Source organism: Shewanella sp. GutDb-MelDb, assembly GCF_002836075.1.
GTDB lineage: Bacteria > Pseudomonadota > Gammaproteobacteria > Enterobacterales > Shewanellaceae > Shewanella.
Map to the genome: position 1 here is coordinate 91,844 of NZ_PJBM01000265.1, position 24,112 is coordinate 115,955.

At 43.8% G+C, this 24,112-nt stretch carries 25 protein-coding genes; 10 read left to right on the forward strand and 15 right to left on the reverse strand.

Going from position 1 to position 24,112, the window contains the following annotated elements:
* Positions 1–3: 3 nt before the first annotated feature.
* The 8 genes from CXF82_RS22000 to CXF82_RS22035 form a co-directional block, all read right to left on the reverse strand.
* Positions 4–636, reverse strand: coding sequence for an NADH:ubiquinone reductase (Na(+)-transporting) subunit D (locus CXF82_RS22000; protein WP_101089959.1), 633 nt, complete (start codon positions 634–636; stop codon positions 4–6).
* On the reverse strand, positions 636–1,430 hold the full coding sequence (locus CXF82_RS22005; RefSeq protein WP_101089958.1) for a Na(+)-translocating NADH-quinone reductase subunit C: 795 nt from the start codon (positions 1,428–1,430) through the stop codon (positions 636–638). The genes CXF82_RS22000 and CXF82_RS22005 overlap by 1 nt, the downstream gene beginning before the upstream one ends.
* On the reverse strand, positions 1,423–2,622 hold the full coding sequence (locus CXF82_RS22010; RefSeq protein WP_101089957.1) for an NADH:ubiquinone reductase (Na(+)-transporting) subunit B: 1,200 nt from the start codon (positions 2,620–2,622) through the stop codon (positions 1,423–1,425). Before CXF82_RS22010 ends, CXF82_RS22005 begins: the two co-directional genes overlap by 8 nt.
* Complete coding sequence (locus CXF82_RS22015; protein ID WP_102038840.1) at positions 2,622–3,956, reverse strand: Na(+)-translocating NADH-quinone reductase subunit A; 1,335 nt, start codon at positions 3,954–3,956, stop codon at positions 2,622–2,624. The genes CXF82_RS22010 and CXF82_RS22015 overlap by 1 nt, the downstream gene beginning before the upstream one ends.
* A 653-nt stretch (positions 3,957–4,609) precedes the next feature.
* Positions 4,610–5,119: an S-ribosylhomocysteine lyase gene (gene luxS / locus CXF82_RS22020; protein WP_101089956.1), complete on the reverse strand. Its 510-nt coding sequence runs from the start codon at positions 5,117–5,119 to the stop codon at positions 4,610–4,612.
* A 592-nt stretch (positions 5,120–5,711) separates the two neighbouring features.
* The gene (locus tag CXF82_RS22025; RefSeq protein ID WP_102044946.1) at positions 5,712–6,011 is read right to left on the reverse strand and encodes a BolA family protein; all 300 of its coding nucleotides are present in this window, start codon (positions 6,009–6,011) and stop codon (positions 5,712–5,714) included.
* A gap of 182 nt (positions 6,012–6,193) precedes the next feature.
* A complete protein-coding gene (locus tag CXF82_RS22030; protein WP_101089955.1) occupies positions 6,194–6,697 on the reverse strand; it encodes an ACT domain-containing protein in 504 nt (167 codons plus the stop codon).
* 177 nt (positions 6,698–6,874) lie between these two features.
* On the reverse strand, positions 6,875–7,546 hold the full coding sequence (locus CXF82_RS22035) for an alpha-ketoglutarate-dependent dioxygenase AlkB family protein (RefSeq protein ID WP_101089954.1): 672 nt from the start codon (positions 7,544–7,546) through the stop codon (positions 6,875–6,877).
* Between the two features lie 132 nt (positions 7,547–7,678).
* Between CXF82_RS22035 and CXF82_RS22040 the strand changes: the two genes are divergently transcribed.
* Complete coding sequence (locus CXF82_RS22040) at positions 7,679–8,938, forward strand: methyltransferase (protein WP_102044941.1); 1,260 nt, start codon at positions 7,679–7,681, stop codon at positions 8,936–8,938.
* A gap of 114 nt (positions 8,939–9,052) precedes the next feature.
* Here the strand turns inward: CXF82_RS22040 and CXF82_RS22045 are convergent, their stop codons facing one another.
* From CXF82_RS22045 to CXF82_RS22055, 3 genes are all read right to left on the reverse strand, one after another.
* Entirely contained in the window at positions 9,053–10,009 is a 957-nt protein-coding gene (locus tag CXF82_RS22045; protein WP_101089952.1) for a sterol desaturase family protein, read from the reverse strand.
* 67 nt (positions 10,010–10,076) lie between these two features.
* On the reverse strand, positions 10,077–11,141 hold the full coding sequence (locus CXF82_RS22050) for a DUF2804 domain-containing protein (RefSeq protein WP_102044942.1): 1,065 nt from the start codon (positions 11,139–11,141) through the stop codon (positions 10,077–10,079).
* Positions 11,142–11,363: 222 nt separating this feature from the next.
* Positions 11,364–11,927, reverse strand: coding sequence for a porin family protein (locus CXF82_RS22055; RefSeq protein ID WP_102038821.1), 564 nt, complete (start codon positions 11,925–11,927; stop codon positions 11,364–11,366).
* A gap of 223 nt (positions 11,928–12,150) precedes the next feature.
* Between CXF82_RS22055 and CXF82_RS22060 the strand changes: the two genes are divergently transcribed.
* The 4 genes from CXF82_RS22060 to CXF82_RS22075 all read left to right on the forward strand — a co-directional run bounded on the left by CXF82_RS22060 (position 12,151) and on the right by CXF82_RS22075 (position 15,338).
* The gene (locus CXF82_RS22060) at positions 12,151–12,717 is read left to right on the forward strand and encodes a YajG family lipoprotein (protein WP_101089949.1); all 567 of its coding nucleotides are present in this window, start codon (positions 12,151–12,153) and stop codon (positions 12,715–12,717) included.
* A gap of 29 nt (positions 12,718–12,746) precedes the next feature.
* Complete coding sequence (locus CXF82_RS22065; RefSeq protein WP_232775180.1) at positions 12,747–13,328, forward strand: peptidylprolyl isomerase; 582 nt, start codon at positions 12,747–12,749, stop codon at positions 13,326–13,328.
* Positions 13,329–13,430: 102 nt separating this feature from the next.
* Entirely contained in the window at positions 13,431–13,751 is a 321-nt protein-coding gene (locus CXF82_RS22070; RefSeq protein WP_101089947.1) for a hypothetical protein, read from the forward strand.
* 180 nt (positions 13,752–13,931) lie between these two features.
* A complete protein-coding gene (locus tag CXF82_RS22075; protein WP_374702331.1) occupies positions 13,932–15,338 on the forward strand; it encodes an AmpG family muropeptide MFS transporter in 1,407 nt (468 codons plus the stop codon).
* A gap of 60 nt (positions 15,339–15,398) precedes the next feature.
* Here the strand turns inward: CXF82_RS22075 and CXF82_RS22080 are convergent, their stop codons facing one another.
* Entirely contained in the window at positions 15,399–15,884 is a 486-nt protein-coding gene (locus tag CXF82_RS22080; RefSeq protein WP_101089946.1) for a YajQ family cyclic di-GMP-binding protein, read from the reverse strand.
* A gap of 124 nt (positions 15,885–16,008) precedes the next feature.
* On the opposite strand from CXF82_RS22080, the gene CXF82_RS22085 reads away from it, so the two are divergent.
* The 5 genes from CXF82_RS22085 (at position 16,009) to CXF82_RS22105 (ending at position 19,987) form a co-directional block, all read left to right on the forward strand.
* The gene (locus CXF82_RS22085) at positions 16,009–16,416 is read left to right on the forward strand and encodes a VanZ family protein (protein ID WP_374702332.1); all 408 of its coding nucleotides are present in this window, start codon (positions 16,009–16,011) and stop codon (positions 16,414–16,416) included.
* 43 nt (positions 16,417–16,459) lie between these two features.
* On the forward strand, positions 16,460–17,482 hold the full coding sequence (locus tag CXF82_RS22090; protein WP_102038822.1) for a ketopantoate reductase family protein: 1,023 nt from the start codon (positions 16,460–16,462) through the stop codon (positions 17,480–17,482).
* 126 nt (positions 17,483–17,608) lie between these two features.
* Entirely contained in the window at positions 17,609–19,108 is a 1,500-nt protein-coding gene (locus CXF82_RS22095; protein WP_101089944.1) for a sodium-dependent transporter, read from the forward strand.
* On the forward strand, positions 19,105–19,209 hold the full coding sequence (locus CXF82_RS22100; protein ID WP_102038823.1) for a methionine/alanine import family NSS transporter small subunit: 105 nt from the start codon (positions 19,105–19,107) through the stop codon (positions 19,207–19,209). Before CXF82_RS22095 ends, CXF82_RS22100 begins: the two co-directional genes overlap by 4 nt.
* Positions 19,210–19,288: 79 nt before the next feature.
* Positions 19,289–19,987, forward strand: a complete 699-nt coding sequence (locus tag CXF82_RS22105; RefSeq protein ID WP_102038841.1) for a phosphatase PAP2 family protein — start codon at positions 19,289–19,291, stop codon at positions 19,985–19,987.
* A gap of 48 nt (positions 19,988–20,035) precedes the next feature.
* Here CXF82_RS22105 and CXF82_RS22110 read toward each other — a convergent pair whose 3' ends face one another.
* The 3 genes from CXF82_RS22110 to kdsA form a co-directional block, all read right to left on the reverse strand.
* Positions 20,036–20,911: a DMT family transporter gene (locus CXF82_RS22110; RefSeq protein WP_102038824.1), complete on the reverse strand. Its 876-nt coding sequence runs from the start codon at positions 20,909–20,911 to the stop codon at positions 20,036–20,038.
* 257 nt (positions 20,912–21,168) lie between these two features.
* Positions 21,169–22,728, reverse strand: a complete 1,560-nt coding sequence (locus CXF82_RS22115; protein ID WP_102038825.1) for an AbgT family transporter — start codon at positions 22,726–22,728, stop codon at positions 21,169–21,171.
* A 500-nt stretch (positions 22,729–23,228) separates the two neighbouring features.
* Positions 23,229–24,077 carry a 3-deoxy-8-phosphooctulonate synthase gene (gene kdsA / locus CXF82_RS22120; RefSeq protein WP_101089939.1) on the reverse strand — a complete coding sequence of 283 codons (849 nt, stop codon included), beginning with the start codon at positions 24,075–24,077 and terminating at the stop codon, positions 23,229–23,231.
* Positions 24,078–24,112 lie beyond the last annotated feature (35 nt).

The following is a 24,112-nucleotide window of genomic DNA, read 5'->3' on the forward strand; positions in this document are numbered from 1 at the left end:
TGCTTATCCTTTTGCTTCTACTTGCTCTGGCTTCATAGTACGGATAATCCAGATCAATGCACCGATCAGGAAGAACGCACTAGGAGGCAGAAGCAATAGGCCGTTAGGCTGATACCAGCCACCGTCTGAAATCTTGCTTAAGATTTCAATACCGAACAATGAACCGTTACCAAACAATTCACGTACGAAGCCTACAGACAATAGAATTGCACCGTAGCCTAGACCATTACCGATACCGTCCATGAAACTCATCAATGGCGGTGTCTTCATCGCATAAGCCTCAGCGCGGCCCATCACAATACAGTTAGTAATAATCAAACCAACGAATACTGAAAGTTGCTTAGCAACATCGTAAGCATAAGCTTGTAGTACTTGGTCAACCACGATTACCAGTGACGCAATAATCGTCATCTGCACAATAATACGCACACTACTTGGAATGTGATTACGGATCATTGAGATGAACAAGTTAGACAGTGCCGTTACCGCAGTAAGTGCAATGGTCATTACAATCGCCGTTTCCATTTTACTGGTAACAGCTAGTGCACTACATACACCCAGAATTTGCAAAGCAATTGGGTTATTACTGATGATAGGTCCGGTTAGAACCTGTTTAAGTTCTTTAGCATCAGCCATTAGCTAATCCCTCCATTGCGAGCTTTTTCGATAAAGCGAGCAAAGCCCTCTTCACCTAACCAGAATGTCAGAGAATGCTGTACGCCATTACTTGTCAACGTCGCACCAGACAGTGCATCAACACCGTATGGAGAAGCGGCAACAGTCGGGTTTTTAGTGACACTGATAGCAAGGTTGCCCTTTTCATCGTATAACTTCTTACCCGTCCACTTAGCAATCCACTGTGGGTTTTGCACTTCACCACCGAGACCTGGCGTTTCACCAGAACCGGTAAAGCTGTAATAAACCAAGCTACGAATCGTATTTAGATCAGGCTCAACAGCAAGGAAAGCAAACATCGTTGACCACAAGCCATAACCTTTAACAGGAATAATCACTGTCTGTAGTTGCTGGTTGTCATCACGAACAAGGTAAACCACGGCATTATTTGCAACACGCTTAACTGACGCTATGTCATTTTGCGGTACAAAAGAAGTCGTTAGAGTACGCGCTGCTTTTTCTGCATCAAAAGTATCTGCATTACCTTCAACCCAGTCACCCGTTTTAAGATCAACGAGTTTAGCCTCTACATGCTTATTGTATATTTCAAGAACCTGCGCCTTCTCAACTTTACCGTCTTTAGTATTAATCAGACCAGCAGCTTCAAGAATATACTTTTGCTTATCAAGTAATTTGTTTTCTTGCTGAATCGGTTTCAATAATACTGCGGCCGTCGAAACGAACATAGAGCAGATGAAACATAAGCCAACAACAACAAACAGTGTTCTTCCGAACGAATCTTTATTACTAGCCACGAGCAATCCTCCGCTTGATATTCGACTGAACCACAAAATGGTCAAATAATGGAGCAAATAGGTTAGCGAATAAGATGGCCAACATCATGCCTTCTGGGAAAGCAGGATTGATAACACGAATAAATACCGCCATAGCACCGATTAAGATACCGTAAGCCCACTTCGCATTATTAGTGAAAGACGCTGAAACAGGGTCTGTCGCCATGAACATCATACCGAATGCAAAACCACCTAACACTAGATGCCAATACCAAGGCATGGCAAACATTGGGTTAGTGTCGCTACCAACCGCGTTAAGGAGAAATGAAACGGCAATCATACCGGCCAAAACACCCCCCACGATACGCCATGAAGCAATACGGGTATAGATGATAACTGCGCCACCAATCAAGATAGCCAGTGTCGAAACTTCACCAACAGAACCTGGAATGAAACCGAAGAACGCGTTCCACCAATCTTGAGTAATTCCATATTCCAATGTGCCTTGCGCCGCTTGGCTCAGTGCAGTTGCACCAGAGAAGCCGTCTGCAACGACCCAAGTAGTATCGCCAGACATGTTTAGCGGATAAGCAAAGAATAGGAATGCACGACCTGCAAGTGCTGGGTTTAAGAAGTTACGACCAGTGCCACCAAAGATCTCTTTCGCCACAACCACACCAAAGGTGATACCTAAAGCAACCATCCATAGAGGAATTGTTGCAGGCAGTGTTAGTGCGAAAAGAATCGAGGTAACAAAGAAGCCTTCGTTAATCTCATGGCCACGTACTGATGCAAATAGCACTTCCCAAATACCGCCGACAGCGAATGTCACTGCGTATATGGGTAGGAACCAACAAGCGCCATACCACATCAATGCGGCCACACCTGAATTTGCAGTCAATTCAGTACCAAACAACCCGAACAAAGCAACCTGCCACGTATCAGGAGAGCCAAAGCCTGCTGCTAACGCGTCTTGTGCTTGTAAACCTACGTTGTACATACCGACAAACATAGCTGGGAATGCACATGCCCAAACCATAATCATCATACGCTTTAGGTCCAAGTTATCACGAACATGGGTACGACCCTTGTTCACCTGACCTGGCGTATAGAAGACAGTATATGCAGCTTCAAAAAGCGCATAAAACTTCTCGTATTTACCGCCTTTTTCAAATTGCGGTTCAATATTTTCGAAAAACTGTTTTAAGCCCATTAGCCTTCCCTCACGATCGTATCTAAACAGTCACGTAGATATGACGCATAGTCATACTTACCAGGACATACGAAAGTACACAGTGCCAAATCTTCTTCATCTAACTCCAATGCACCTAATGTTGCAGCGCCATCGTAGTCACCAGAAACAAGATCACGCAGTAGCATAGTCGGAAGAATATCCAGCGGCATAACTCGCTCATAGTTACCAATCGGTACCATAGCGCGGTCAGAACCACCGGTGCTCGTTGTCATATTAAACAAACGAGAAGATGAAAGATGCCCAAGAAATGCACGAGTGATAGAGAACTTATCGCTGCCAGGCATAGCCCAACCAAATAATTCTTTCTCAGTGCCTTCTTCTAACAAGCTAATTTGGTTGTGGTAACGACCAAGATAAGCATGAGGACCAACGGCAATACGTCCACTCAAAACGGAACCGGAGATAACACGTACGTTACCTTCGCTTACTTCATTTTGAATCAACTCAGCCATGGCGGCGCCGACAACAGTACGAACTAATCGAGGCTTAACCGCTTTAGGGCCTGCTACAGATACCACTCGTTGAGTGTTTAACTCACCAGTAGTAAATAGCTGACCTATCGCGATAACATCTTGATAGTTAATCTGCCATACGGTTCTATTAGCAGAAGCTGGTAATAGGAAGTGTATATGAGTACCTGGCAAGCCTGCTGGGTGTGCCCCTGCAAACTCTTCAACTTGAGCATTAGCAACAGGAATATCAGCGCCTGGTGCTTTACAAAGGTAAACTTTACCTTCGGTTAACTTTGAAAGTAGCGTTAAGCCATGTTCAAAATCAGCTTTATGCTCAGCAATCACGACAACAGGATCTGCTGCCAATGGTTGAGTATCAATCGCGGTGACGAAAATACCGGCTGCAGTTGAATCAACTGCGGGTACTCTACTGAAAGGACGCGTTCGCAAAGCCGTCCACAAACCTGACTCGATCAGGTTGTCACGAACTTGCTGAGTCTCAACTGATTCTATTGCAGTGGCGTCAAATTTAGCAAAAGAGATACTGTCATCCCCTTCTACATCAATAACAACAGACTGCAGAACACGTTGAGCGCCCCGGTTAACTTCGGAAATTGTGCCACTGGCTAAAGCAGTATATTTCACGCCCAAATTCTTTTTATCTTCAAAAAGAACCTGACCTTTTTTAACTTTATCGCCCACTTTGATTTTCATCGTAGGACGTAAGCCAATATACTCTTCACCCAAAATAGCTACATGGTTGATGGCCGGGCCATCATAGATAACTTGCTCTGGCCCACCGACTAGGGGTAGGTCCAATCCTTTCTTTATTGTAATCATATCCACAAGCACTACGTTATGAAGGAAAGACAATGCGCCGCGTTCCTGCTAAACACACAAGTTTTAAACAAACCTTTTTTTCGTGTTGAGCTAGCGCAGATTTATCACAGAAATGCGATCGCAATCACGCTGGTCGCGCGCATTTTACCCCAAATATCACTAGGTCGCCATGAAAAATATGCCTGTTTTAAAAGGTTGCCGACGTTTTAATAACAAACATCCCGAATTGATGAGATGTTTAGGTTTCAATTAGTTGCCACCGATCTCCCTTTATCCATAGCTATAAAGGGGTTAATCGATTTTAATTGAGAAAAATGCAACTAACATTAGGCGGATATGATTAACAACGGTCTTGAATTCAAATGCCGATTATTTAATCGACACCTCTTTGTCTCATTGGACAATATGACCAAAGAATCAGACAATTGCAGCTTGAATTCGACCTTAATATAGACAATGTGTGATTTACATTCCCCGCTAAGCAACTCAAATAGCTTTTAAATCGATCGCTAAGTAGCCAGTTATTATGCCTCGGTCGCAATTTAACAAGTTAACGGTCAAAAAAGCCTATCGACGCACTATTGACTGATGACTAAGCAAAAACAACAAAAGCGGCTAAAGCCGCTTTTTTAACATCACCGACACGACTAATATTACAAGCCGTTTAAGATCTCATCGCTCAAAGTGAGTTCATCGTTACGGTTCACATTTATCCCTGCAGATATGATGCTGCGAGCAATCTCTTTGGCTTGTTCTAACGAATGCATCTCATAAGTACCGCATTGGTACTCATTGAGCTCGGGGATCTCAGATTGCTCAACCACGGCAAGTACATCTTGCATGGCCGCCAACCAAGCATCAGCCACAATCGACTCTGTTGGTGTACCGATAAGACTCATGTAAAAACCGGTACGACAGCCCATAGGTGAAATATCGATAATCTCGACATTGCCGCCATTTAGGTGATCACGCATAAAACCGGCAAAAAGATGTTCAAGAGTATGGATGCCTCTTTCACTTAATATCTCTTTATTTGGTACACAAAAACGCAGATCAAATACCGTTATTGTATCGCCCTTAGGCGTCGACATTGATTTGGCAACGCGAACTGCAGGTGCATTCATTCGAGTATGGTCAACGGTAAAACTATCTAATAACGGCATATTAATCTCCAAATTTGCTCTTTGTTTACCATCGAGCACGGTGTAGGTTACTGCCTTAATCGACTGTAAGGATTTTTTGGTATCAGCTGATACTTACGTACCCCAGCGTAGTAGTCAATATTAAGCACCATTAACTTTTTTCATTATTGAGCCTTGCAGAGACGGCTTTGCCGTTGCTTTCTTTGACCAAGTCGCAAGTTAAGCCATCACCTCTGCAGCAATTAACTTATCAATAACCCTAAGATTACGGCTCATGCAGCCTGGGAATCGCCGCATTTAGCGGCGTGATGCACACCAAATGCTAAGTCATAGTAAGATCCGCCGACTCTGTTATACCAATTGCATTAAAAGTTTGACCATTGCGCGGGAATTCAAAGCCCTGTAAGCAAGATGGGGGGTTGAAGCAGGAAATAGACAAAGTAAGCTGCCAATAAAGTTGAGCAGATGTCATCGAGTAAACTAGAACAAGGTCAAAACACATTCATAAATAAAAGCCAGCATCTTTTATTTCACATTTCAGCGCCTTAAACCAAAAAATCACAGCGCTATGCTGTGATTTTGTAAACGCGTTTTACTAATTGTATGACTAATACTAGCCTTTACATTTAGGAGAAGCAGGTACTGCAGATTCAAGCGTCCACTCTTCAGGTGTAAATGTATGCATAGAGAGTGCATGTAAGCCTTGAGAAAACTCTTCGGCTAATGCCTCGTTTACCGCTCGGTGACGCCCAATCAGACGTTTACCCACAAATTCACTGCTACTAATAATCACTTTAAAGTGAGTTTCTGAGTTTGGCGGTACGTGATGGTTATGGCTTTCATTGATCACTTCTAAGTGCGAAGGTGAAAGTGCTGCGGTGAGTTTTTCGGTAATGATCTGTTCAACTGACATAACGATGTTCTCAAATGGCATAAATGCGATTGCGGCAGATTACTGCCATGAGAAGTAAAGGTCAACTCTAGCCTGTTTACGGATACGGTGACACGCACATTAGCCTTATCGGATAGTTTGCAGCAAAGCCGAGTCAGTATCACCGTTTAATTCAACAGCAGAACTGTCGATAACAACGTCCTTTAAATAATACTCACCCTTAAATCGTTAGATATTCCTTCCAACAGTTCAACCACACTCTCGTTGCTTACCTCATTTGGCAGTAATACGGTAAGCTTTGAAGTAAATACTGTCTGCCCGATAGTCGACACATGCACCCGGTTAAACTCCATATGCTCAATGCCAAGATCTAGATTAACTAATACATCCACGATCTCTCGCGTCAAGCCAGGACGATCTTTACAATCCACATTAAGATGAAGCTCCCTAACATTACTCAACGGAGCTGCATTGGATGCTTCAAATAAAAAAGTGAGTTTGGGAAACTGTCGCTCAAACTGAACTTTTAAAGGCTGTGACATGTCATCTTCAATAGCCACTTTTAACAAGGCCGCAAAATGGTGATCAACCTTAATAACCTTGCTGGTTATCCACTCACCACCGGCTTGCCGTGTTTCTTCAGCCAGGGCTTTAATCACACCAGGAGTAACAGCGCCTAACACTGTTGCAATAAACATCTTTTTCATCGAAAACTCCTTAACCGTCATAAGTGAAGAGCCCTCAGCCCGTTTCACAATTTAATAGCAGTTAACGTTAATAATTTTATACGTAACTACAACTCCTTGTTCCAGCATAGAGTAATTATTAAGCGTAGAGTGCGAACTTGCTAACAAAACGGTATAAATTTGACGAAGAGTTACTCGTCACAAATGAAAGTGAGGTATTAGCTGCCTAAAGGTAAAATTGATTCTGCTTTGCGACACTCGTAATCGTTTGGGTAACGCATGTTCCCATTGCGCCTGCATTGGCCAGTGCATGATGAGTAGATCACCACTATTTAGCGCCAGTACTATTTTTTCTTTCGTACGTTTGTGTCGCAGAAAAAAGTCTCGGTTTGCGCCTAATGTCACCGAGGCGATATCACTTCCTGCTTCAATCTCTTTCTCATCATCGCTATGCCAGCCCATCGACTCAGTGCCATTTTCATAACAGTTAACCAGCACGCCATTACTCATCAGAGAGAAATCTCGGTTTAGCTTTTGTCGCAATTTATCAGCATATTTTGGCCATGGTAGAGCTTCGATAAACAGGCCTGAGTAAAAGTAATCGCAGCCCTTGTCTGCAAACCAAGCTTGGCTTCGAGGGATAGGATGACTTTTACCGTATACCACCAATTCTGGCCGACTCATCGGATATTGCCTCGCCTCAATCAATAGCGCTTGTTGCTGAGCCTCATTAAGGTACCCCTTGATTAATGTATAAGGTGCAGACACAGGTTTTGCTGATCGATCCGCCTGCGCAAAATTCTCCGCCGTCTTTGACTTATCTACGCTCGATGGTGTTTGTTCATCAAAGCCAAAGCCCTCTTGTTTCATCCTTCCTTCTCCTTCTCATACTGCTTTTAAAGTCATCAAATGTGCTAGAAAGCTATCATTACACCTAACATATACCTAAGATCATAAATCTGCGATAATACGCGCCCGCATTTATTTGGTACTTATTGGCATATGACGACACAATTTTCAGTATCGAGCATCGATCTCGAACTCTTCCGTTACCCTAGCAGACAAGAGTCTAACCTGCAGGCTTGGGACGCTGCCGATGAGCACTTAGTAAAGCATCTAATCGACACAGAGCAAGCGGCGGTCAACACCACGATTGTAAATGATGGCTTTGGTGCGTTAACTGCAGGTTTGTTATCCATTAACCCTCAGTGGCCACTAACGCTAGAAACAGACGCAAAAACCAGTTTACTGGGCACAAGCCAGAACCTAACGCGCAACCAGCTCAGTGAAGATAGCCTCACATGGGTTAACAGTCGTGACGAGTTGCCGCAAGGCATCGAACTGGTGTTAATGAAACTACCAAAGAATCTTAACTACTTTAGCCACCAGCTAAAGAGATTGTCACATGTCCTGCCAGCGGGAACGCCCGTGCTGATAGGGGCTAAAGCTAAATCGATTAATAAGTCACTGCTAGAAACCATTAGCCGTAATCTTGGTGAGGCTAGCGCTAGCCTCACTTGGAAAAAGACCCGCGTTATTACCTGTATCGCAGATGGTAAAGCACGTACCTTACCCACCACCACAAACTGGTCAGTAGACGAGTGTCAGCTGCAGATAAGTAATTTGAGCAATGTGTTCGCCGCTAGCAAACTTGATATAGGCGCACGGATCATGCTCGACAACATGCCTAAAGGTGATTTTAAATCGATTATCGATTTGGGCTGTGGCAACGGTATTTTGGGCTTACACGCTAAACAATGTTTTCCAGAAGCTTACATACACTTTATTGATGACTCAGAGATGGCTGTCGCATCGGCGAGAGACAACTGGGCATTGAATGATTTGGATAACCCCACTCTGATTGGCGAGCAAGCCACTTTTGCTTGGGATGATTGTCTAACACACATGAGCGAAGGCTTCCGCCCAGATTTAATCTTATGTAACCCTCCTTTTCACCAAGGTGAAGCGATTACCGATCATATCGCATGGCAGATGTTTTTAGATGCATTTAGACGTTTAAAGAATGGCGGGATCTTACATGTGGTAGGTAATCGACATTTGGCTTACCACGTAAAGTTACAGCGTATTTTCAAGAATTGTACGACGGTGGCATCAAATGGGAAATTTGTGATTTTACAGGCACAAAAAATCAGTAAAAAAGCGCAAGAGCCTGAGCTTGAAGTTGAAGTTGAGCTTGATACAGATAAAATGTCTGATACACCGCACCCGCAAAGTGCCCTGTACGGTAAACCTAACGCTTAGGCTTATTGGCATTAATACACTATAGATAGACAATAAAACGGTGAGCGATTAACTCACCGTTTTTTATTGCGTAAATTAAGACAATTAACTTATCCCATCAGCACTGGCTACAACCTATTTAGCGTCGGTAGCCGACTTTACTGCAACGAGCGGCTCTTGTGGCTCATCGCTGTTAGTATTCTGACTCTCATTATAAACATCTAACCTTGTGATTTGCGATTCAGCCGTCGCGGGCGGCGCAAACAGTATTTTAAAACGCTGCATTGGACTGAGGTTTGCCGCGAAAGTGTCTTTAAACATATCGCGCCACTCTGTAAAGGTGACCACTAACGGATTAAAGCTATTGATAGGCTTGGTAATGCCGTACTCAACCGTTTCGACTTCCTTTTCAAAAGTACCAAATATGCGGTCCCAAATAATCAGGATCCCAGCGTAGTTTTTATCGATGTATTGCGGATTACGCCCGTGATGCACTCGATGGTGCGAGGGCGTATTGATCAGCCATTCCAAAATCCCCAGAGACTTTACCGCTTGAGTATGGACAAAAAACTGCAACCCTAAATTAAGTAGTACCACAAACACCACCCAATTAGGATCAAAGCCGACCACCACTAACGGCAACCAAAAGATCCACATCCCTGCTAACGGATACATTAAGCTTTGGCGAAATGCGGTACTAAAGTTCATGTTCTCCGAGCTATGGTGAGCCACATGAGCTGCCCACATCCAGCGAATTCGATGGCTGGCACGATGGAACCAATAATAGCAAAAATCTTGAGCAACCATCAATGCGACAAATGTTGCGCCATTCATCTCTATATCAAATAGCCGCCAACCAAAAAACACCAAATAAAGCTTAGCGATTAACAGTCCTGTAAGGATATCTGTTAACTGATGCATACCTGCCAAACCAAAATTACACAATACTTCTGGCAGATGATAGCGCGCATTAAGCGGTAATCGATTTTGCCTATCGCCGACATACCATTCTAATAAAATACAGACGAAGAAAATCGGTGCCAATACCAGCAGCAAAACTTCAGGGTGGGAGATCAGTGAATTAAAATCCATCTTATATTGTCCTTCTATAGTCTCTAGTTATTACTCACCCCCTAAGAAGCAGGATTGTTCAGCTTAATTACCAACGGGCGAAGTGATCTTCGGTTAAACCCAATACATTGGTTAATGGGTGCTTATTGCCCAGGTTATCCGTAATAAATCCGTTAAAGTGCCCGAGGTACTGCCTAAAATTGCTTTTAATTAGCCATAAGTTTAGCTTTTCTTGGCGACAATTTTGCGGGGTAAACGTCAGCTCAACCTGGCCATTGTCGGAATAGATCCGCCACTGCCGTGCTTGCTCCCCTTTTATCCGCTGTCGCGTAAACTCAAAATGCACTGCACCGAGCAGATGTCGCTCGCCATTAAGCCAAAACACATTTTCATTGCAACCTGTCTCATTCACGCCAGCGGCTAAGTTAAGTCCTAAACTACCTTCATCAGTTAAACTGTTAATACTGGCCCAGCGCCAACTTGTTTCACGACGCATAAAACCGGCACTAAAATCATAGCCCGCCGTCACCCTTTGCAATGGTTGTGGCTCATGATTAATCAGCAAGGTACCTTTTACATTCAGTGCATTGTGTTTTTGGGTATAGGTCCAGCCGCTATAACCTGTTGGGTTACACATGGCCATAGGTAAGCTCAGCGGTTCAGGTTGCAAATATAAATCAGCTTCAATGCCTAACGTATCGAGTTTTACACGCCAGCGACCCTGCTCAATATCAAATTCAACGGACCCTTTAACGCTTTTTATTTTCGCGCCGCCCTGCATAGGGGAAGCTGACATCTGATAGCCCATCCCCAAAGGTTTGAGCCAGCTTGTTTCAATCAACTGGTTTTGCTTAATGTCATACAAATAGCAAAACGCACTACCCGCATAACGAATATCAGCCAGCGCAACGCCAATGACATAATGGGGAGTCACAATACTGACAAACTGAAATTGCTTAAAGTCGAAATATTTAGCCCACTGTGATGCAGGCTTGTCCATTTCGTTAAAGTAACGGAATTTATCAGCCGCTAAATTGACAACCGGGCCATCGAAATGCCCATAGATCGCGCAGCCTTTATCATCGATAAGACTTTGGGGAGCTGTAGAACTGGTAAGAACTTTTGGTGTCCATGGCACACGATTCGCTGACATAACGCGTAAATCCGTAAGAGTAGATTTGACCTTTTACTCTAACTGGAACTGACGCAGGTTAAAAGCTGTTCAAGGTTTTTTTGTTAACGAACTGTAAATCAATTAGGTCTATAGCCTATAGAAAGGATGGCGGTTAGAGGAGGGGATAAATATAAAGTGGCAACTCTCTATCAGCAAATAGCGCCTTATATTAAAGACGCTATTAGCATTCAATCTACGCTTCTAAAATTGGTAACTGATACCAAAGTTAACGTTTTGAGCCGTTAACGCTTGAACGGGAATATATTGGTACTCAATATTCATACCAAAGCCCGAATGAAAACGAACCTCCCACCCTACAGCCGTGTATAAATCAACATCATTTTCATTAGAATGTTGAAGTTCGTCATTGCTCCAACTACTTCCCCATTCATAGCTCAGCTTATTAGCGCTCCCCCCTAACTTAGCATATAAGCTGTTTCTTTCAGATAACATATACTTTCCATAGAGAGTGGTTCTAAAACCTGAATATTCGATATCGTTAATCTGGCCAAAAATACTCCCAAAAGCACTGGCTAATCCGCTACTACCGGCAAAATACCCCGCCTCGATACCGAAATTGTCATGCCACATGTAGCGATAGTAAATATCATAAACAACGTTATCACCACTGGTTGAAGTGTCCTTCTCGAATCCATCAATTTCATTACCGCCATAGCCCACACTACCGCCTATAATATGTTCGCCTTCAGCAGCCATTGCGTTACAACTCAATAAACCCGCGACCAGGATTGTTAAAATACGCATATTTGTTCCCTTAATACACTTTACAAAGATAGTGAAATCCACTAATCCATAGAAATAAACAGTTCACTTATACTAAGCCGCCATATTACAACAACTTTTATTGCGTCCGCCATAACAAAAACGGTCAGAAAAACTGATGTACTAAAAATCCACTCTGACTCTGGAAATCAGATCATCTTCTGGTATGCTGGAGCCAACCCAATTTTTGACAAAAATAGTGATAATGAAACCTCAACTTTTGATAATTGCAGTTGCTTTTTCCGTTATAGGCTGCGCGAGCCAGCCCCCAACACACATTGCGTTAAATCCAGAAATCCCCAGTATTACGCAACAGACAGGTGCCCTACTGCCAATCGCGATAGAAACTATCGATACCCGTTCAGCTAACTTCATCGTGCGATTTAATGATGGCGACAATGCAGCGCGCTTAGTGAGCCCGAGCGAAGCACCACGAGTACAAATGGATCAGGTCTTTAGAGATGGCTTTTCTCAAGCAGGTTATCATGTCGACCCAAGTTCGGTTAAGCACTTACAAATCCAAATAGAACAGTTATTAACAGATGTAGATGAAGGTACTTTTGGTTTTGAAGCTAATAGTCAGATCATCATCAATGTCATTGCTCAAAATACACATCAGTCGCTGACTAAACGCTATCGAGCAAAAGGCATGTTAAAAGGCCCTTTTAGTGCTGATTTCGCCACCCTTGAACTTGAAATGAACAAGCTACTCGGTGAGCTCACTCGTGACATTATTAATGATCCAGAACTGAATCAGTTCATACAACAATAACGACAACGAGGAAGATTATGAAATCTTGGATGATAAATTGCGTTAGCTTAGTCGTGTTATTACTCACGCCGTTTGCCCATGCTGTCGATATTCAACCTAATACGCTATATCCCGAGGTTGAGTTTGACACCAGCATGGGAAAAATAGTGGTTGAGCTCGACAGAACCCGCGCACCACTGACCGTTGATAACTTTCTCACCTATGTTGTAAAAGGCCACTACGACAACACGCTATTTCACCGCGTTATTGCAGACTTTGTCGTGCAAGGAGGAGGCCTTGATTTAAATAAAGATGAACGTCCAACGGATAAACCCATTGTGAATGAGTCTGGCAGTGGCTTATCCAACTTAACCGGTACTATCGCAATGGCGCGGGAAGCTGAGCCACACTCAGCCACCAGCCAATTCTATTTCAATATCGCCGATAACGAAAAGCTCGATCCTTCATCGCGCCGTTGGGGCTATGCCGTTTTTGGTGAAGTCACGTCAGGCATGGAAGTTCTCGCGGCAATGGCTTTGGTGCCAACAGAGTTTAACAGTAAGCTTAAATGGCCCGACTTTCCTATCGAAGACATAGTATTAAAAAAAGCGACTTTGCTGCCTAGAAAGTAACAAATGTAAATTTTGAATTATTTTGAATTATTTTGAATTATTTGAGCAAAAGCCCTAAATTAGATCCTATACTTGCAGAGTAAGTAATAAGGAGGCGGTTCAATGACACCAAATGAGTTCATTGATGATAAAGCGCCCCAGCTGGCTTTTTATGGAAAAGCGTTTTTAAGTAATCAACTCGATTTCAATGAAATCCAGCTATATCTATGGGACACCTTAGAAGAATGGCAGATGTATGACCATCAGGGTGATGCGCAAACGGATATGGAGCGTGTGTTTTGGCACCTACTACATTCCTTCGACAAATGGCCCTTTTGGGCAATTAGAGGTAATCAGTTCTTGAGGCAGCAAGTCGATGACTGCTGTGACTATCTCAGTATTGGTGGAGAAATTCCTCAAGGATGTGTGGGCGTTAGACCTTAGTTTCAATCGAAAGCTTTAACTAAAAGCAACACCCAAAGCCCAAAGCCTCTCGCTTTGGGCTTTTTAGTGGGTCTAACCAATTATTCGTTGCCCCCACCATTAAATCCTTGAACCAAAGCAAACTCACCCGTAAGCTGTTTATATCCTGACTTTTTAAGCAAGCGTGTGCCTTCAGTGTCAATGACCTCTTATTCTCAGCGCATCAAAAAATCACTCTCGATCTACTGTCATAAACGGGTTCTGATCCTATTACTTTTGGGGTTTTCAGCTGGCTTACCGCTAATGTTAGTTTTTTCAACACTCTCTTTTTGGCTAAGAGAAGCGGGAGTAGACCGAACGGCTATCGGTTATTTCAGTTGGATAGCATTAGTATATGGTTTCAAATGGGCATGGTCGCCGCTAGTCGATCGAATGTCATTACCTATATTCACTAAGCTACTTGGCCGGCGCAGAGGCTGGATGATATTCGCCCAACTGATCCTGGTCGTTGCCATTGTAGGCATGAGCCAGAGCGATCCTCTGGTCGATATCGAAAAGCTGGCTGTTTTTGCCTTAATGGTTGCCTTGGCATCTGCAACTCAGGACATTGTTATTGATGCATTCAGAATTGAATCTGCGTCAGAAAAGATGCAAGCAGCGCTAGCCGCGGCTTATCAAGTGGGTTATCGCAGCGCAATGATTATTGCGACCGCAGGTGCATTAACCATCGCCGCCTGGATTGAACCGAGTAATGACACCTATAGCTTAGTGTCTTGGCAAACAGCCTATTTAGCCATGGCGGGCTTAATGTCCGTCGGTATCATCACCACGCTATTTAGCGATGAACCCAAAGTAGAATCTAAAGAGGCCGATGAGAAAGAAGCTGAGCTTAAGCAACAGTTTTCGATGCGTTACTCGCCAGCAATAGCGGCCACTCTGTCTTGGTTATATACCGCCAGCGTACTGCCCTTTCTCGACTTCTTTAAACGCTATGGTAAAAGTGCCATCCTAATTCTACTGTTAATATCGACTTATCGGATCTCAGATATTGTGATGGGCGTAATGGCAAACGTATTTTACGTAGACATGGGCTTCTCTAAAGCAGAAATTGCCACACTAAGTAAAGTCTATGGTTTGATCATGACGCTGGTGGGCGCTGGTGCCGGCGGGCTATTAGTGGCTCGGTACGGCACAATGAAAATATTATTTCTAGGCGCATTTTTGGTCGCCACTACCAACTTACTCTTCGCTTATCAAGCCGTCATTGGCTACAACGTGCCTTTTTTAACCCTAGCGATCTCGGTCGACAATTTCAGCGGTGGCGTTGCAACGGCAGCCTTTATTGCTTATCTCTCTAGCCTAACCAGCACCGGCTATAGTGCGACGCAATACGCATTACTGTCGTCCATCATGTTGCTATTTCCTAAGTTTGTTGCCGGTTTCTCCGGCGCGTACATAGATGCTTATGACTACGTGAGTTTCTTTGTTGGTGCCAGTCTAATCGGTTTCCCAGTATTAGGGCTAGTGCTGTTGGTGCAAAAGTATGTCCCCGAGACTCAAACAGTGACCGCTGATGAAAGCACCCAACAAAAAGAGCTCAACAGTTAACGGTGAGCTCTCTTATAACAACATGAGTTGTCGACGCCTTAGGATGAGTCGCGAAAGCGATTAATCCCGAAAGTTATTAAACTGAAACGGTTGTCCAAGATCCGATTCGCGCGCTAGCGCCATAACTGCTTGCAAGTCGTCACGTTTTTTACCGGTAATACGCACCGAGTCACCCTGAATAGAAGATTGCACTTTAAGCTTGCTGTCTTTTATCAGCTTAACCAACTTCTTAGCAATTAATGTTTCGATACCCTCTTTAAATTTCACCTGTAAAGAGAAAGTTTTACCACTATGTATGGCCTTATCAGCAACATCCATCGACTTAGGATCAACATCACGTTTGCTTAATTGCATACGTAAAATATCCACTAACTGCTTACATTGAAAGTCATCTTCGGCAGATAACGTCACCGCATGGTCTTTATATTCGAAACTGGCTTCTTTGCCGCGAAAATCAAAGCGACCTTGCAATTCACGTATAGAATTGTCCACGGCGTTACGTAATTCGACTTCATTTACTTCAGACACGATATCCATTGAAGGCATGCGCTTGATCCTTAAAATTTGATTTGACCGTATTTTACCCACGAAAAGCGATGACTTGAAGAGGTAATAAGGATTAAATTGATACCAAGCATAGTTATAGGTGACTTTATCGGCCTATTTTTTTATGATAAAGGCAAATGACTCCAGTGTGTACGATGTGATCAACAAACAAAATATCTTCAAGCTCGCGTTAGCAATAACCTTAATGGTCGTTAGTTATTTGGTTTTTTCCAAGCCAAATTATAACATCAACAGCATTCCTAACTTTGATAAACTAGGTCATCTCGGCAGTTTTTTTGTCCTATCCTGTCTGACCTATTTTGCCTTTAAACCGAGATGGTATTTACTTGCAGTCGTGTTAGCCGTCTATGCCGTCTTTATCGAAATGGTCCAATCTCAGCTATCTTACCGCAGCGCTTCCGTTGCTGATGTCATTGCTGACATGATGGGTATCGCGCTGTTTTATTTCACGCTATGGCTCTATATAAAGTACTTTAAAGCTGCGAAAGTTATCGACGACAGTGTAGGCTAAGCAAAGAAGCTAATACCTGATAATTAAAGAACATAAATCACTGATGATCTTAGCCAACGATTCAACCTCACCAAATTCGACATTATTAAAGCAGGTCAGCATTGTTGGCGCTGGTGCGATAGGGCAACTGATCTATCACCAGCTAAGCACTGATGTCTCCGCGAGCAAAATAGCAGTTAACGTCATTAGCAGAGCTGCGCATTCACAATTACAACCGCTCACGTTTACCAATCTAGACAATACTGAGTCTACTCAGATTGCAGAGTTTGTTGGCCTAAATGACTATTCGCAGCGATTGCCAGAGACCGATCTACTCATTGTTTGTCTCAAAGCATATCAAGTCTGCGCCGCACTCAAAATAATCATCCCCATGCTCAGCACTGAGTGCAACATCTTACTGTTACACAATGGAATGGGACCGCATTTAGGCGTTGCCCAAATGCTCAACGGGCAGAGCCTTAGTCTTGGCACCACCTCTCAAGCCGCATTAAAACAATCTCAGTGGCATACCAAACAAACTGGCAAAGGGGTCACTCAGCTAGGGACTTTTCACCTGCCTAAGCATTTTAAGCCGTTAGGAACGGCTTCACAGCAAAAGCCTTCTGCCCAGAAAACATTATCTGAATCGCTTAAAAACATACTTTTAACTGCCATACCACAAAGTCTGTGGAGTGAAGAGATCTTGACTATGCTCTGGCAAAAGCTGGCAATCAATGTCGCGATTAATCCACTGACCGCGATCCATAATTGTCAAAATGGTCAGCTTGCACATGAGCAATACCGTGACACCATCATAGCGGCGGTCACAGAGCTGGTAAAAGTCGCAAATGCCGAACATATTCCATTGGAGTTACCTTCAGTGTTAGATAGGGTTTACCAAGTAATAACGCTTACGGCCGACAACTATTCGTCGATGCATCAAGATGTGCTGCATCAACGAACCACAGAAATTGACTCCATTAATGGATTTGTTGTCCAGATGGCAAAACGGCATGGTATTACCACGCCTCAGAACCAACAGCTTGTCGATCAAATCAAGTGTTTAGAGCTGCAATATCGCCGCTAGAACCTGTAACTAAGGACGAGCTTACACGCCAATACCCCATATAAAGCAAGATTCTGAATTCAGACTAAAATTAAGCCATGATCTCCAATTTACAATCTAGTAATTGGCAAGAAAAAGGCGCGTTCGATGCAAAGAGAGCAATGGAATTCAAGAACAGGCTTCATTCTTGCTGCTGTAGGCTCAGCCATAGGCTTAGGCAATATCTGGCGCTTCCCCTATATGGCCTATGAAAATGGCGGTGGTGCGTTTTTTATCCCTTACCTATTTGCCATGCTCTCAGCAGGTATTCCATTTATGATTATGGAATTTAGCCTCGGCCATAAATACCGCGGAGCAGCGCCAAAGGTGTTCGCCAAGCTAGGGCAAAGTATTGGGTTACGACTCGAATGGTTAGGTTGGTTTCAAGTCTTTATCGCAGCGGTTATTGCCGTTTATTATGTCGCTATTATTGGCTGGGCAATGTCCTACTTAGTGTTCTCAGTCGACCAAAGCTGGGGCACCGACACCAATAGTTTCTTTTTCGACGAATACTTAGCGCTAGGCGATAACTCCCCCACTAAGCTTGGTGACCTACAGTTCCACATTGCAATACCGATGACGGTCGCCTGGTCAATAACCACTCTGGCGGTTTATTCCGGTGTGAAAGCCGGCATCGAACGCGCCAGTAAAATAATGATGCCTTTGCTATTTATCATGGTGTTAGTGCTTATAGGTAGGATCGTTATGTTGCCCGGCGCTTTAGATGGGCTCAACTACCTATTTAGGCCTGACTTTAGTAAAATTCTCGATGCTAAAGTATGGTCAGCCGCTTACGGACAGATATTTTTCACCCTCAGTGTTGGCTTTGCCATCATGCTGGCCTACTCCAGTTATTTACCAGAGAAATCGGATATCAACAACAATGCCTTTATGACCGTACTGATCAATTGTGGTTTCTCTATACTCGGTGGGATCATGATTTTTGCGGTATTGGGTTATATGGCTGCTGAACAATCGAAACCGATCACCGAAGTAGTCACCTCTGGGGTGGGACTCGCTTTTGTCACTATTCCTGCAGCAATCAACTTATTACCAATACCTTATATTCTCGGGCCATTGTTCTTTCTTGCCCTAGTGGTTGCAGGGCTTAGCTCGCATATATCGATAATTGAAGCCGTGGTATCCGCGGTGATTGATAAAATCACGATTTCAAGAAAGAAAGCTGCCTTGTTAGTTTGTGCCCTAGGCTATATCACCTCACTTGCATTCTCCAGTAATGGCGGCTTACTGCTATTGGATCTGGTGGACTACTTCATCAACAACGTTGCACTGCTGACCAGTTGTTTGATTGAGCTATTGATCATGGGCTGGCTGTTCAAACTGGCAGATGTCAGAGATTATGTTAATCGCAGTAGCGAGTTTAGCGTAGGTAAGTGGCTTATCGTCTGCTTACGCTTTATTAGCCCTATTATGTTGGCAGGGATCCTGGTCAAAAACCTCATTAATACTATTCAAAATGGCTATGGCGACTACCCCGTCGTCGATCAATTACTTTTAGGCTGGGGTCTTATCGCACTAATGCTTTTTTGTGCCATCTTTATCGGCCTAGTGTCGAATCAACACCTACCACAGGAGCGTAAACCATGAGTACTGGAGCAATCATTATGATGGTACTAGCACTGATCATCACTTGGGGTGGCGCTGCAATCTGTATTGCTATTGCGATGAAAAAATCACACAAAAAATAGCTTATTGGCAAACTACTTGTGCTTGGCTTTATCAGTCTCTAAACTATTATCATCTAGAACACCTATTGCTAAGCCATTGATGAACAAGCCAACATTTTCAATTAAAATGCCTTTACTTACGCCTGATGTCGTACCATCTATCAGCATACGCACCAGTATATGCCTGTACCTTAGCGCCATCACGCTGACGTTATTCTGTGTGCTATTTCTCGATCGCGGCATTGCCAGTTGGATGCATCAGTATAGTCACGCCAGTTATATCTTTAAACCCTTGAGTCAAATGCCGCTACTGTTTGAAATATTATCCGCCTTGGTACTTATCTGCTGCATTACCCCCAAAGGCCGAGAAAAGTTTGCTTCGCTCGCACTCACGCTCACTATTACCTTAATCATGGCCAGTGCCGTTCGTGTGAGTGCTAAGTTTGCCTTTGGTCGTACTTGGCCTGAAACTTGGGTCCATACCGCAACGGGGAGCAATCCATCCTGGATTACCGATGGTGTAGAGGGCTTCCACCCATTTGCCCAAGGGCTCGCTTATAACTCCTTTCCCTCTGGGCATGCCCTTTTTACCTTCGCACTAGTGAGCGTATTTTGGTGGCGGTTTCCACGCTTAAAAGGGATTTGGATGATAGCCATGTTAGGGGCGATAGCTGGACAAGTCGGCCAGAACTACCATTTCTTAGGTGATCTACTTGCAGGGGCAACCTTCGGAGTCCTAGCAGCTCACATATCGATTAACATAAGCCGCTATCTATCGCATAAGTATCAGGCTGGTTAGTTGAATCTAAGAACAGAATTAAGAGTCTCGCGGTATTGAAGTTTAGCGTTAACCCCACATCACTAAAATCGCCGCGATAGCAATCATCACTAGCGCAGCTATATCTTTTATTTTGACCTTTTCTTTTAACCAGAAAGCGGCAATTAACAGCGTAAAGAACACCTCAATTTGCCCAAGTGTTTTAACATACGGCACTGTTTGCAGAGACATAGCGCTAAACCAACCAATAGAGCCTAAACAACTAGTGGTACTGGTTAATAGCGTCAGTTTCGGGCGTTTTAATAGGCTATCAATAGTCCTTCGATCAACCACATAGGCATACAACACTAGTACCGATGTCTGGATCGCAATAACGAACAATAGTACCCAGGCCGCACGGTGAGGAAATGGCAGATCCAAACTGAGACTAGCAGCTCGTACCCAAAGTGAAGTCAGTGCAAATGCACTGCCACAAGCGATACCTAGCATCACAGTGGGAATGGATATCTGTTTTAACTTATGACCACTGCTCATGATGAAAACAGCAACACCGCCAAGCAAGACTCCCAACCAGCCTAGCCATGATAGGTAAGTGCCAAAAAATACCACGCCAAAAATAGCAGCCATCAAAGCTTCACTTTTAGCTAAACCAGCACCCACTGCAAAGTTTCGCATTTTGAACAGCTTAACCATCAGCACGGTGGCAAGGATCTGCATTACTGCGGCAGCAAGCACATAAAGGCTAAATGTCGGAGTAACAAAAGGCAGCCCGACCGGCTGCCAATAATATAAACCGCCTAAATAAACCAGTGCAATAGGCGTCGCCCATAAAAAGCGCGCCAAAGTTACCGCTGCGGTATTAACGTCTTTACTGAGTTGGCTTTGAAATGCGTTACGCCATGCCTGCATTGACGCGGCAAGAAAAGTAAAAAGAATCCATCCCATCTTATACTGCACACCTAAATTTAGAGGATATTTCGGTCCATTATGCAATGGTTAGCGAAGATACGCTCTGCATTCAGCTAAATAGTGAATATTAGTGAGGATGATAAGGAGAGTGTACTCCATCAAATTAGCTCGATTCATCATCAGTAAAAACCTCGATATTACCAAGATCCCGATATATAAAAGGCCAAGTTAAATAACTTGGCCTTTTATTAGCTTGCTGCACACATTAACACTGACATTAGTCACTCATTAAATTATAAGCCGTAGCTGTAACTAGACCCTAGCCCTAGCGGTAATCCGATTGACCAATAAAGCAGTAACCAACCACTCCAAATCGTCATTAAGGCAAGGCTAAACGGCAACATCATAGAGATCAGCGTTCCTATGCCAATACCCTTCACATAACGCTGGCAATAGACCACCACTAACGGGAAATAAGGCATCAGTGGGGTAATGATGTTGGAACTTGAATCCCCTACCCTATAAGCGGCTTGCGATAAATCTGGACTGATATTGAGCTGCATCAACATTGGCACCAGTACTGGCCCTATCAATGCCCATTTTGCCGAGGATGAACCCACAAACAGGTTTACAAAACCAACCAGTATAATCATCCCCACAACGGTTATCTCTGCCGGTAAGTTAAGCGCTTTAAGACCACTCGCTCCCTCAACTGCAATTAGCGCCCCAAGATTCGATGCCGAAAATGCTGCTACAAATTGAGCGCAGAAAAATGCCATTACAATGTAATGCGACATACCACTCATCGATTTAGACATTGCTTGCACTACATCACTCGAGTTTTTAAAACTGCCGGTGATATAGCCATACACGAGTCCGGGCAACATAAAAAAGATAAATATCAGCGGTACAATAGACTGCATCAAAGGAGCACTAAAACTGGTAAGTGAGCCGTTACTATCACGCAGAGTTGAGGTTTCTGGCAGAGTTAGTGAGAAAAAGCCCACTATCGCGATTAACATCACTAAAGAGGCACTTCGAAATGCTTTCAACTCTATAGGCGTAACCTTATCCATCGCCGGTAAGTCCACTTCGTCGCGGTTTACCTTATGGGTTCGATTTAGTCTAGGCTCAAGCACTTTATCGGTTAACCACCAAATCAGCAGCGTGATTGGAATACAAGAAGAGGCCGCAAAAAACCAGTTGTTAAGCGGGTTTATCTCAATACTTGGGTCAACAATTTGCGCCGCTGACTGAGTAAAGCTTTGCAGTAACGGGTCAATTCCCGATGGAATGAAGTTGGCACAGAATCCACCCGATACTCCTGCAAAGGCTGCAGCTATTCCCGCTAATGGGTGTCGTCCGACAGTGAAAAAGATAACCCCAGCCAGCGGGATCACCACCACGTAACCCGCATCGGTTGCGGTATGCGAGATAATACCCACCAGCACCACTGCAGGAGTCAGAAACTTTGCCGGCGTTATCTTGAGCATCTGTTTAAGCGCTGTATTGATAAAGCCAGAATGCTCTGCTACGCCAACACCTAGCATAGCGACTAGTACTACGCCTAAAGGAGCGAATGCGGTAAAAGTGCTAACCATGGAGGTTAGGAAGTGAGTGAGCGCATCCGCACTCAGCAGATTGTTCACCACAATTGGGCTGTCAGTGCGTGGGTCTATCGCATCAAAACTGACACCTGACAACAGTGCTGAGAGCCCCCACACTGCAAACATCAGTATTAGAAATAACATCGCCGGATCAGGTAATTTATTACCCACACGTTCAATACCGTCCAGCGCTTTACCTAGCATGCCCTGCGCACCGTTATCAGCAGGGATTTGTGTACTCGCCATAATCAATCCAACCTATTTTGTTTTTATCCGTCTGGCTAAAAAGCGAAAACCTATACATCAGGCTCAACCTCAGCAACGCGGATTTCTTAGTAAACGATAGGATATAATTCGTGGCTTTACCCAAGCTTAAATTAAGCGGCTGATTTTAAATTAGATAGCGTTATACCAATCAGTATCTACTCAGAGTGTTTTTGGCAAACTCATTCAAGGCGAATGGGGGACATAATGGTTATCCCCTTATGAGTACATTCAACGCAGAAGTAGGCAGTCCAAAACACTCCTAATAGGCGAGTTTTAGCGATTCTGATGCGGCGTTAACGAGCTTAAACGTAGAATGACTATGCTCTTCACTCGCGGCCTTGCCTAAGAACCGCTAAATTCTCGCTGAGCGATCAAATCTTTATACTGATTGGTATTACTACTGTTGCAGTTTCAGATAGGCATAAAAAAGCCCCGTTGTTCAACGAGGCTTTAGCAGTAAATAGACTTTAAGTGACAAATTACTTACTGGTATCGATTGGCTCAAATGACTTAACAAGATCATCGACCGCTTTCATTTGTTTTAAGTAGTTTTCTAACTGGTTTAACGGCAATGCACAAGGTCCATCACATTTTGCGTTATCTGGATCTGGATGCGCTTCAATAAACAAGCCCGCTAAACCTAATGCCATACCACTGCGTGCAAGCTCTGTTGCTTGAGCGCGGCGTCCACCAGCACTATCGCTGCGTCCACCCGGCTGTTGTAAAGCATGAGTCGCATCAAACATCACTGGATAGCCTGATTGTTTCATCTCATCCATGCCTAACATATCAACCACTAGGTTGTTATAGCCAAAGCTTGAACCACGCTCACACAATATAATATTGTCGTTACCCGCTTCATTAAACTTAGAGATGATATGACGCATCTCATGAGGCGCTAAAAACTGTGGCTTTTTAACATTGATAATCGCGCCAGTTTGAGCCATTGCCACGACCAAGTCAGTTTGACGTGCTAAGAACGCTGGCAGTTGAATAATATCAACAACTTCAGCCACTGGAGCACACTGATGTATTTCATGAACATCGGTAATGATCGGTAGGTTAAAGGTCGCTTTTATCTCTTGAAAAATCTTTAAACCTTCTTCCATGCCAGGGCCACGGTAAGAGTTAACCGATGAGCGGTTCGCTTTATCAAATGACGCTTTAAATACGTAAGGGATCCCCAGTTTCTGAGTCACTTCCGCGTAAGTCTCGGCAATCTGCATTGCAAGATCACGTGACTCCAGCACATTCATACCACCAAACAACACAAAAGGTTTGTCATTTGCGATTTCAATCGACCCTAAACCAATGGTTTTATTGCTCATCAATCTCTTCTCTCTTGGTGAGCCAAGACCTTTGC

Coding starts and splice junctions, on each gene's coding strand:
- CXF82_RS22000 (WP_101089959.1), bottom strand. CDS start 636: ATGGCTGATGCTAAAGAACTTAAACAGGTTCTAACCGGACCTATCATC.
- CXF82_RS22010 (WP_101089957.1), bottom strand. CDS start 2,622: ATGGGCTTAAAACAGTTTTTCGAAAATATTGAACCGCAATTTGAAAAA.
- CXF82_RS22015 (WP_102038840.1), bottom strand. CDS start 3,956: ATGATTACAATAAAGAAAGGATTGGACCTACCCCTAGTCGGTGGGCCA.
- luxS (WP_101089956.1), bottom strand. CDS start 5,119: ATGCCGTTATTAGATAGTTTTACCGTTGACCATACTCGAATGAATGCA.
- CXF82_RS22025 (WP_102044946.1), bottom strand. CDS start 6,011: ATGTCAGTTGAACAGATCATTACCGAAAAACTCACCGCAGCACTTTCA.
- CXF82_RS22030 (WP_101089955.1), bottom strand. CDS start 6,697: ATGAAAAAGATGTTTATTGCAACAGTGTTAGGCGCTGTTACTCCTGGT.
- CXF82_RS22035 (WP_101089954.1), bottom strand. CDS start 7,546: ATGAAACAAGAGGGCTTTGGCTTTGATGAACAAACACCATCGAGCGTA.
- CXF82_RS22040 (WP_102044941.1), top strand. CDS start 7,679: ATGACGACACAATTTTCAGTATCGAGCATCGATCTCGAACTCTTCCGT.
- CXF82_RS22045 (WP_101089952.1), bottom strand. CDS start 10,009: ATGGATTTTAATTCACTGATCTCCCACCCTGAAGTTTTGCTGCTGGTA.
- CXF82_RS22050 (WP_102044942.1), bottom strand. CDS start 11,141: ATGTCAGCGAATCGTGTGCCATGGACACCAAAAGTTCTTACCAGTTCT.
- CXF82_RS22055 (WP_102038821.1), bottom strand. CDS start 11,927: ATGCGTATTTTAACAATCCTGGTCGCGGGTTTATTGAGTTGTAACGCA.
- CXF82_RS22060 (WP_101089949.1), top strand. CDS start 12,151: ATGAAACCTCAACTTTTGATAATTGCAGTTGCTTTTTCCGTTATAGGC.
- CXF82_RS22065 (WP_232775180.1), top strand. CDS start 12,747: ATGATAAATTGCGTTAGCTTAGTCGTGTTATTACTCACGCCGTTTGCC.
- CXF82_RS22070 (WP_101089947.1), top strand. CDS start 13,431: ATGACACCAAATGAGTTCATTGATGATAAAGCGCCCCAGCTGGCTTTT.
- CXF82_RS22075 (WP_374702331.1), top strand. CDS start 13,932: ATGACCTCTTATTCTCAGCGCATCAAAAAATCACTCTCGATCTACTGT.
- CXF82_RS22080 (WP_101089946.1), bottom strand. CDS start 15,884: ATGCCTTCAATGGATATCGTGTCTGAAGTAAATGAAGTCGAATTACGT.
- CXF82_RS22085 (WP_374702332.1), top strand. CDS start 16,009: ATGATAAAGGCAAATGACTCCAGTGTGTACGATGTGATCAACAAACAA.
- CXF82_RS22090 (WP_102038822.1), top strand. CDS start 16,460: ATGATCTTAGCCAACGATTCAACCTCACCAAATTCGACATTATTAAAG.
- CXF82_RS22095 (WP_101089944.1), top strand. CDS start 17,609: ATGCAAAGAGAGCAATGGAATTCAAGAACAGGCTTCATTCTTGCTGCT.
- CXF82_RS22100 (WP_102038823.1), top strand. CDS start 19,105: ATGAGTACTGGAGCAATCATTATGATGGTACTAGCACTGATCATCACT.
- CXF82_RS22105 (WP_102038841.1), top strand. CDS start 19,289: ATGAACAAGCCAACATTTTCAATTAAAATGCCTTTACTTACGCCTGAT.
- CXF82_RS22110 (WP_102038824.1), bottom strand. CDS start 20,911: ATGGGATGGATTCTTTTTACTTTTCTTGCCGCGTCAATGCAGGCATGG.
- CXF82_RS22115 (WP_102038825.1), bottom strand. CDS start 22,728: ATGGCGAGTACACAAATCCCTGCTGATAACGGTGCGCAGGGCATGCTA.
- kdsA (WP_101089939.1), bottom strand. CDS start 24,077: ATGAGCAATAAAACCATTGGTTTAGGGTCGATTGAAATCGCAAATGAC.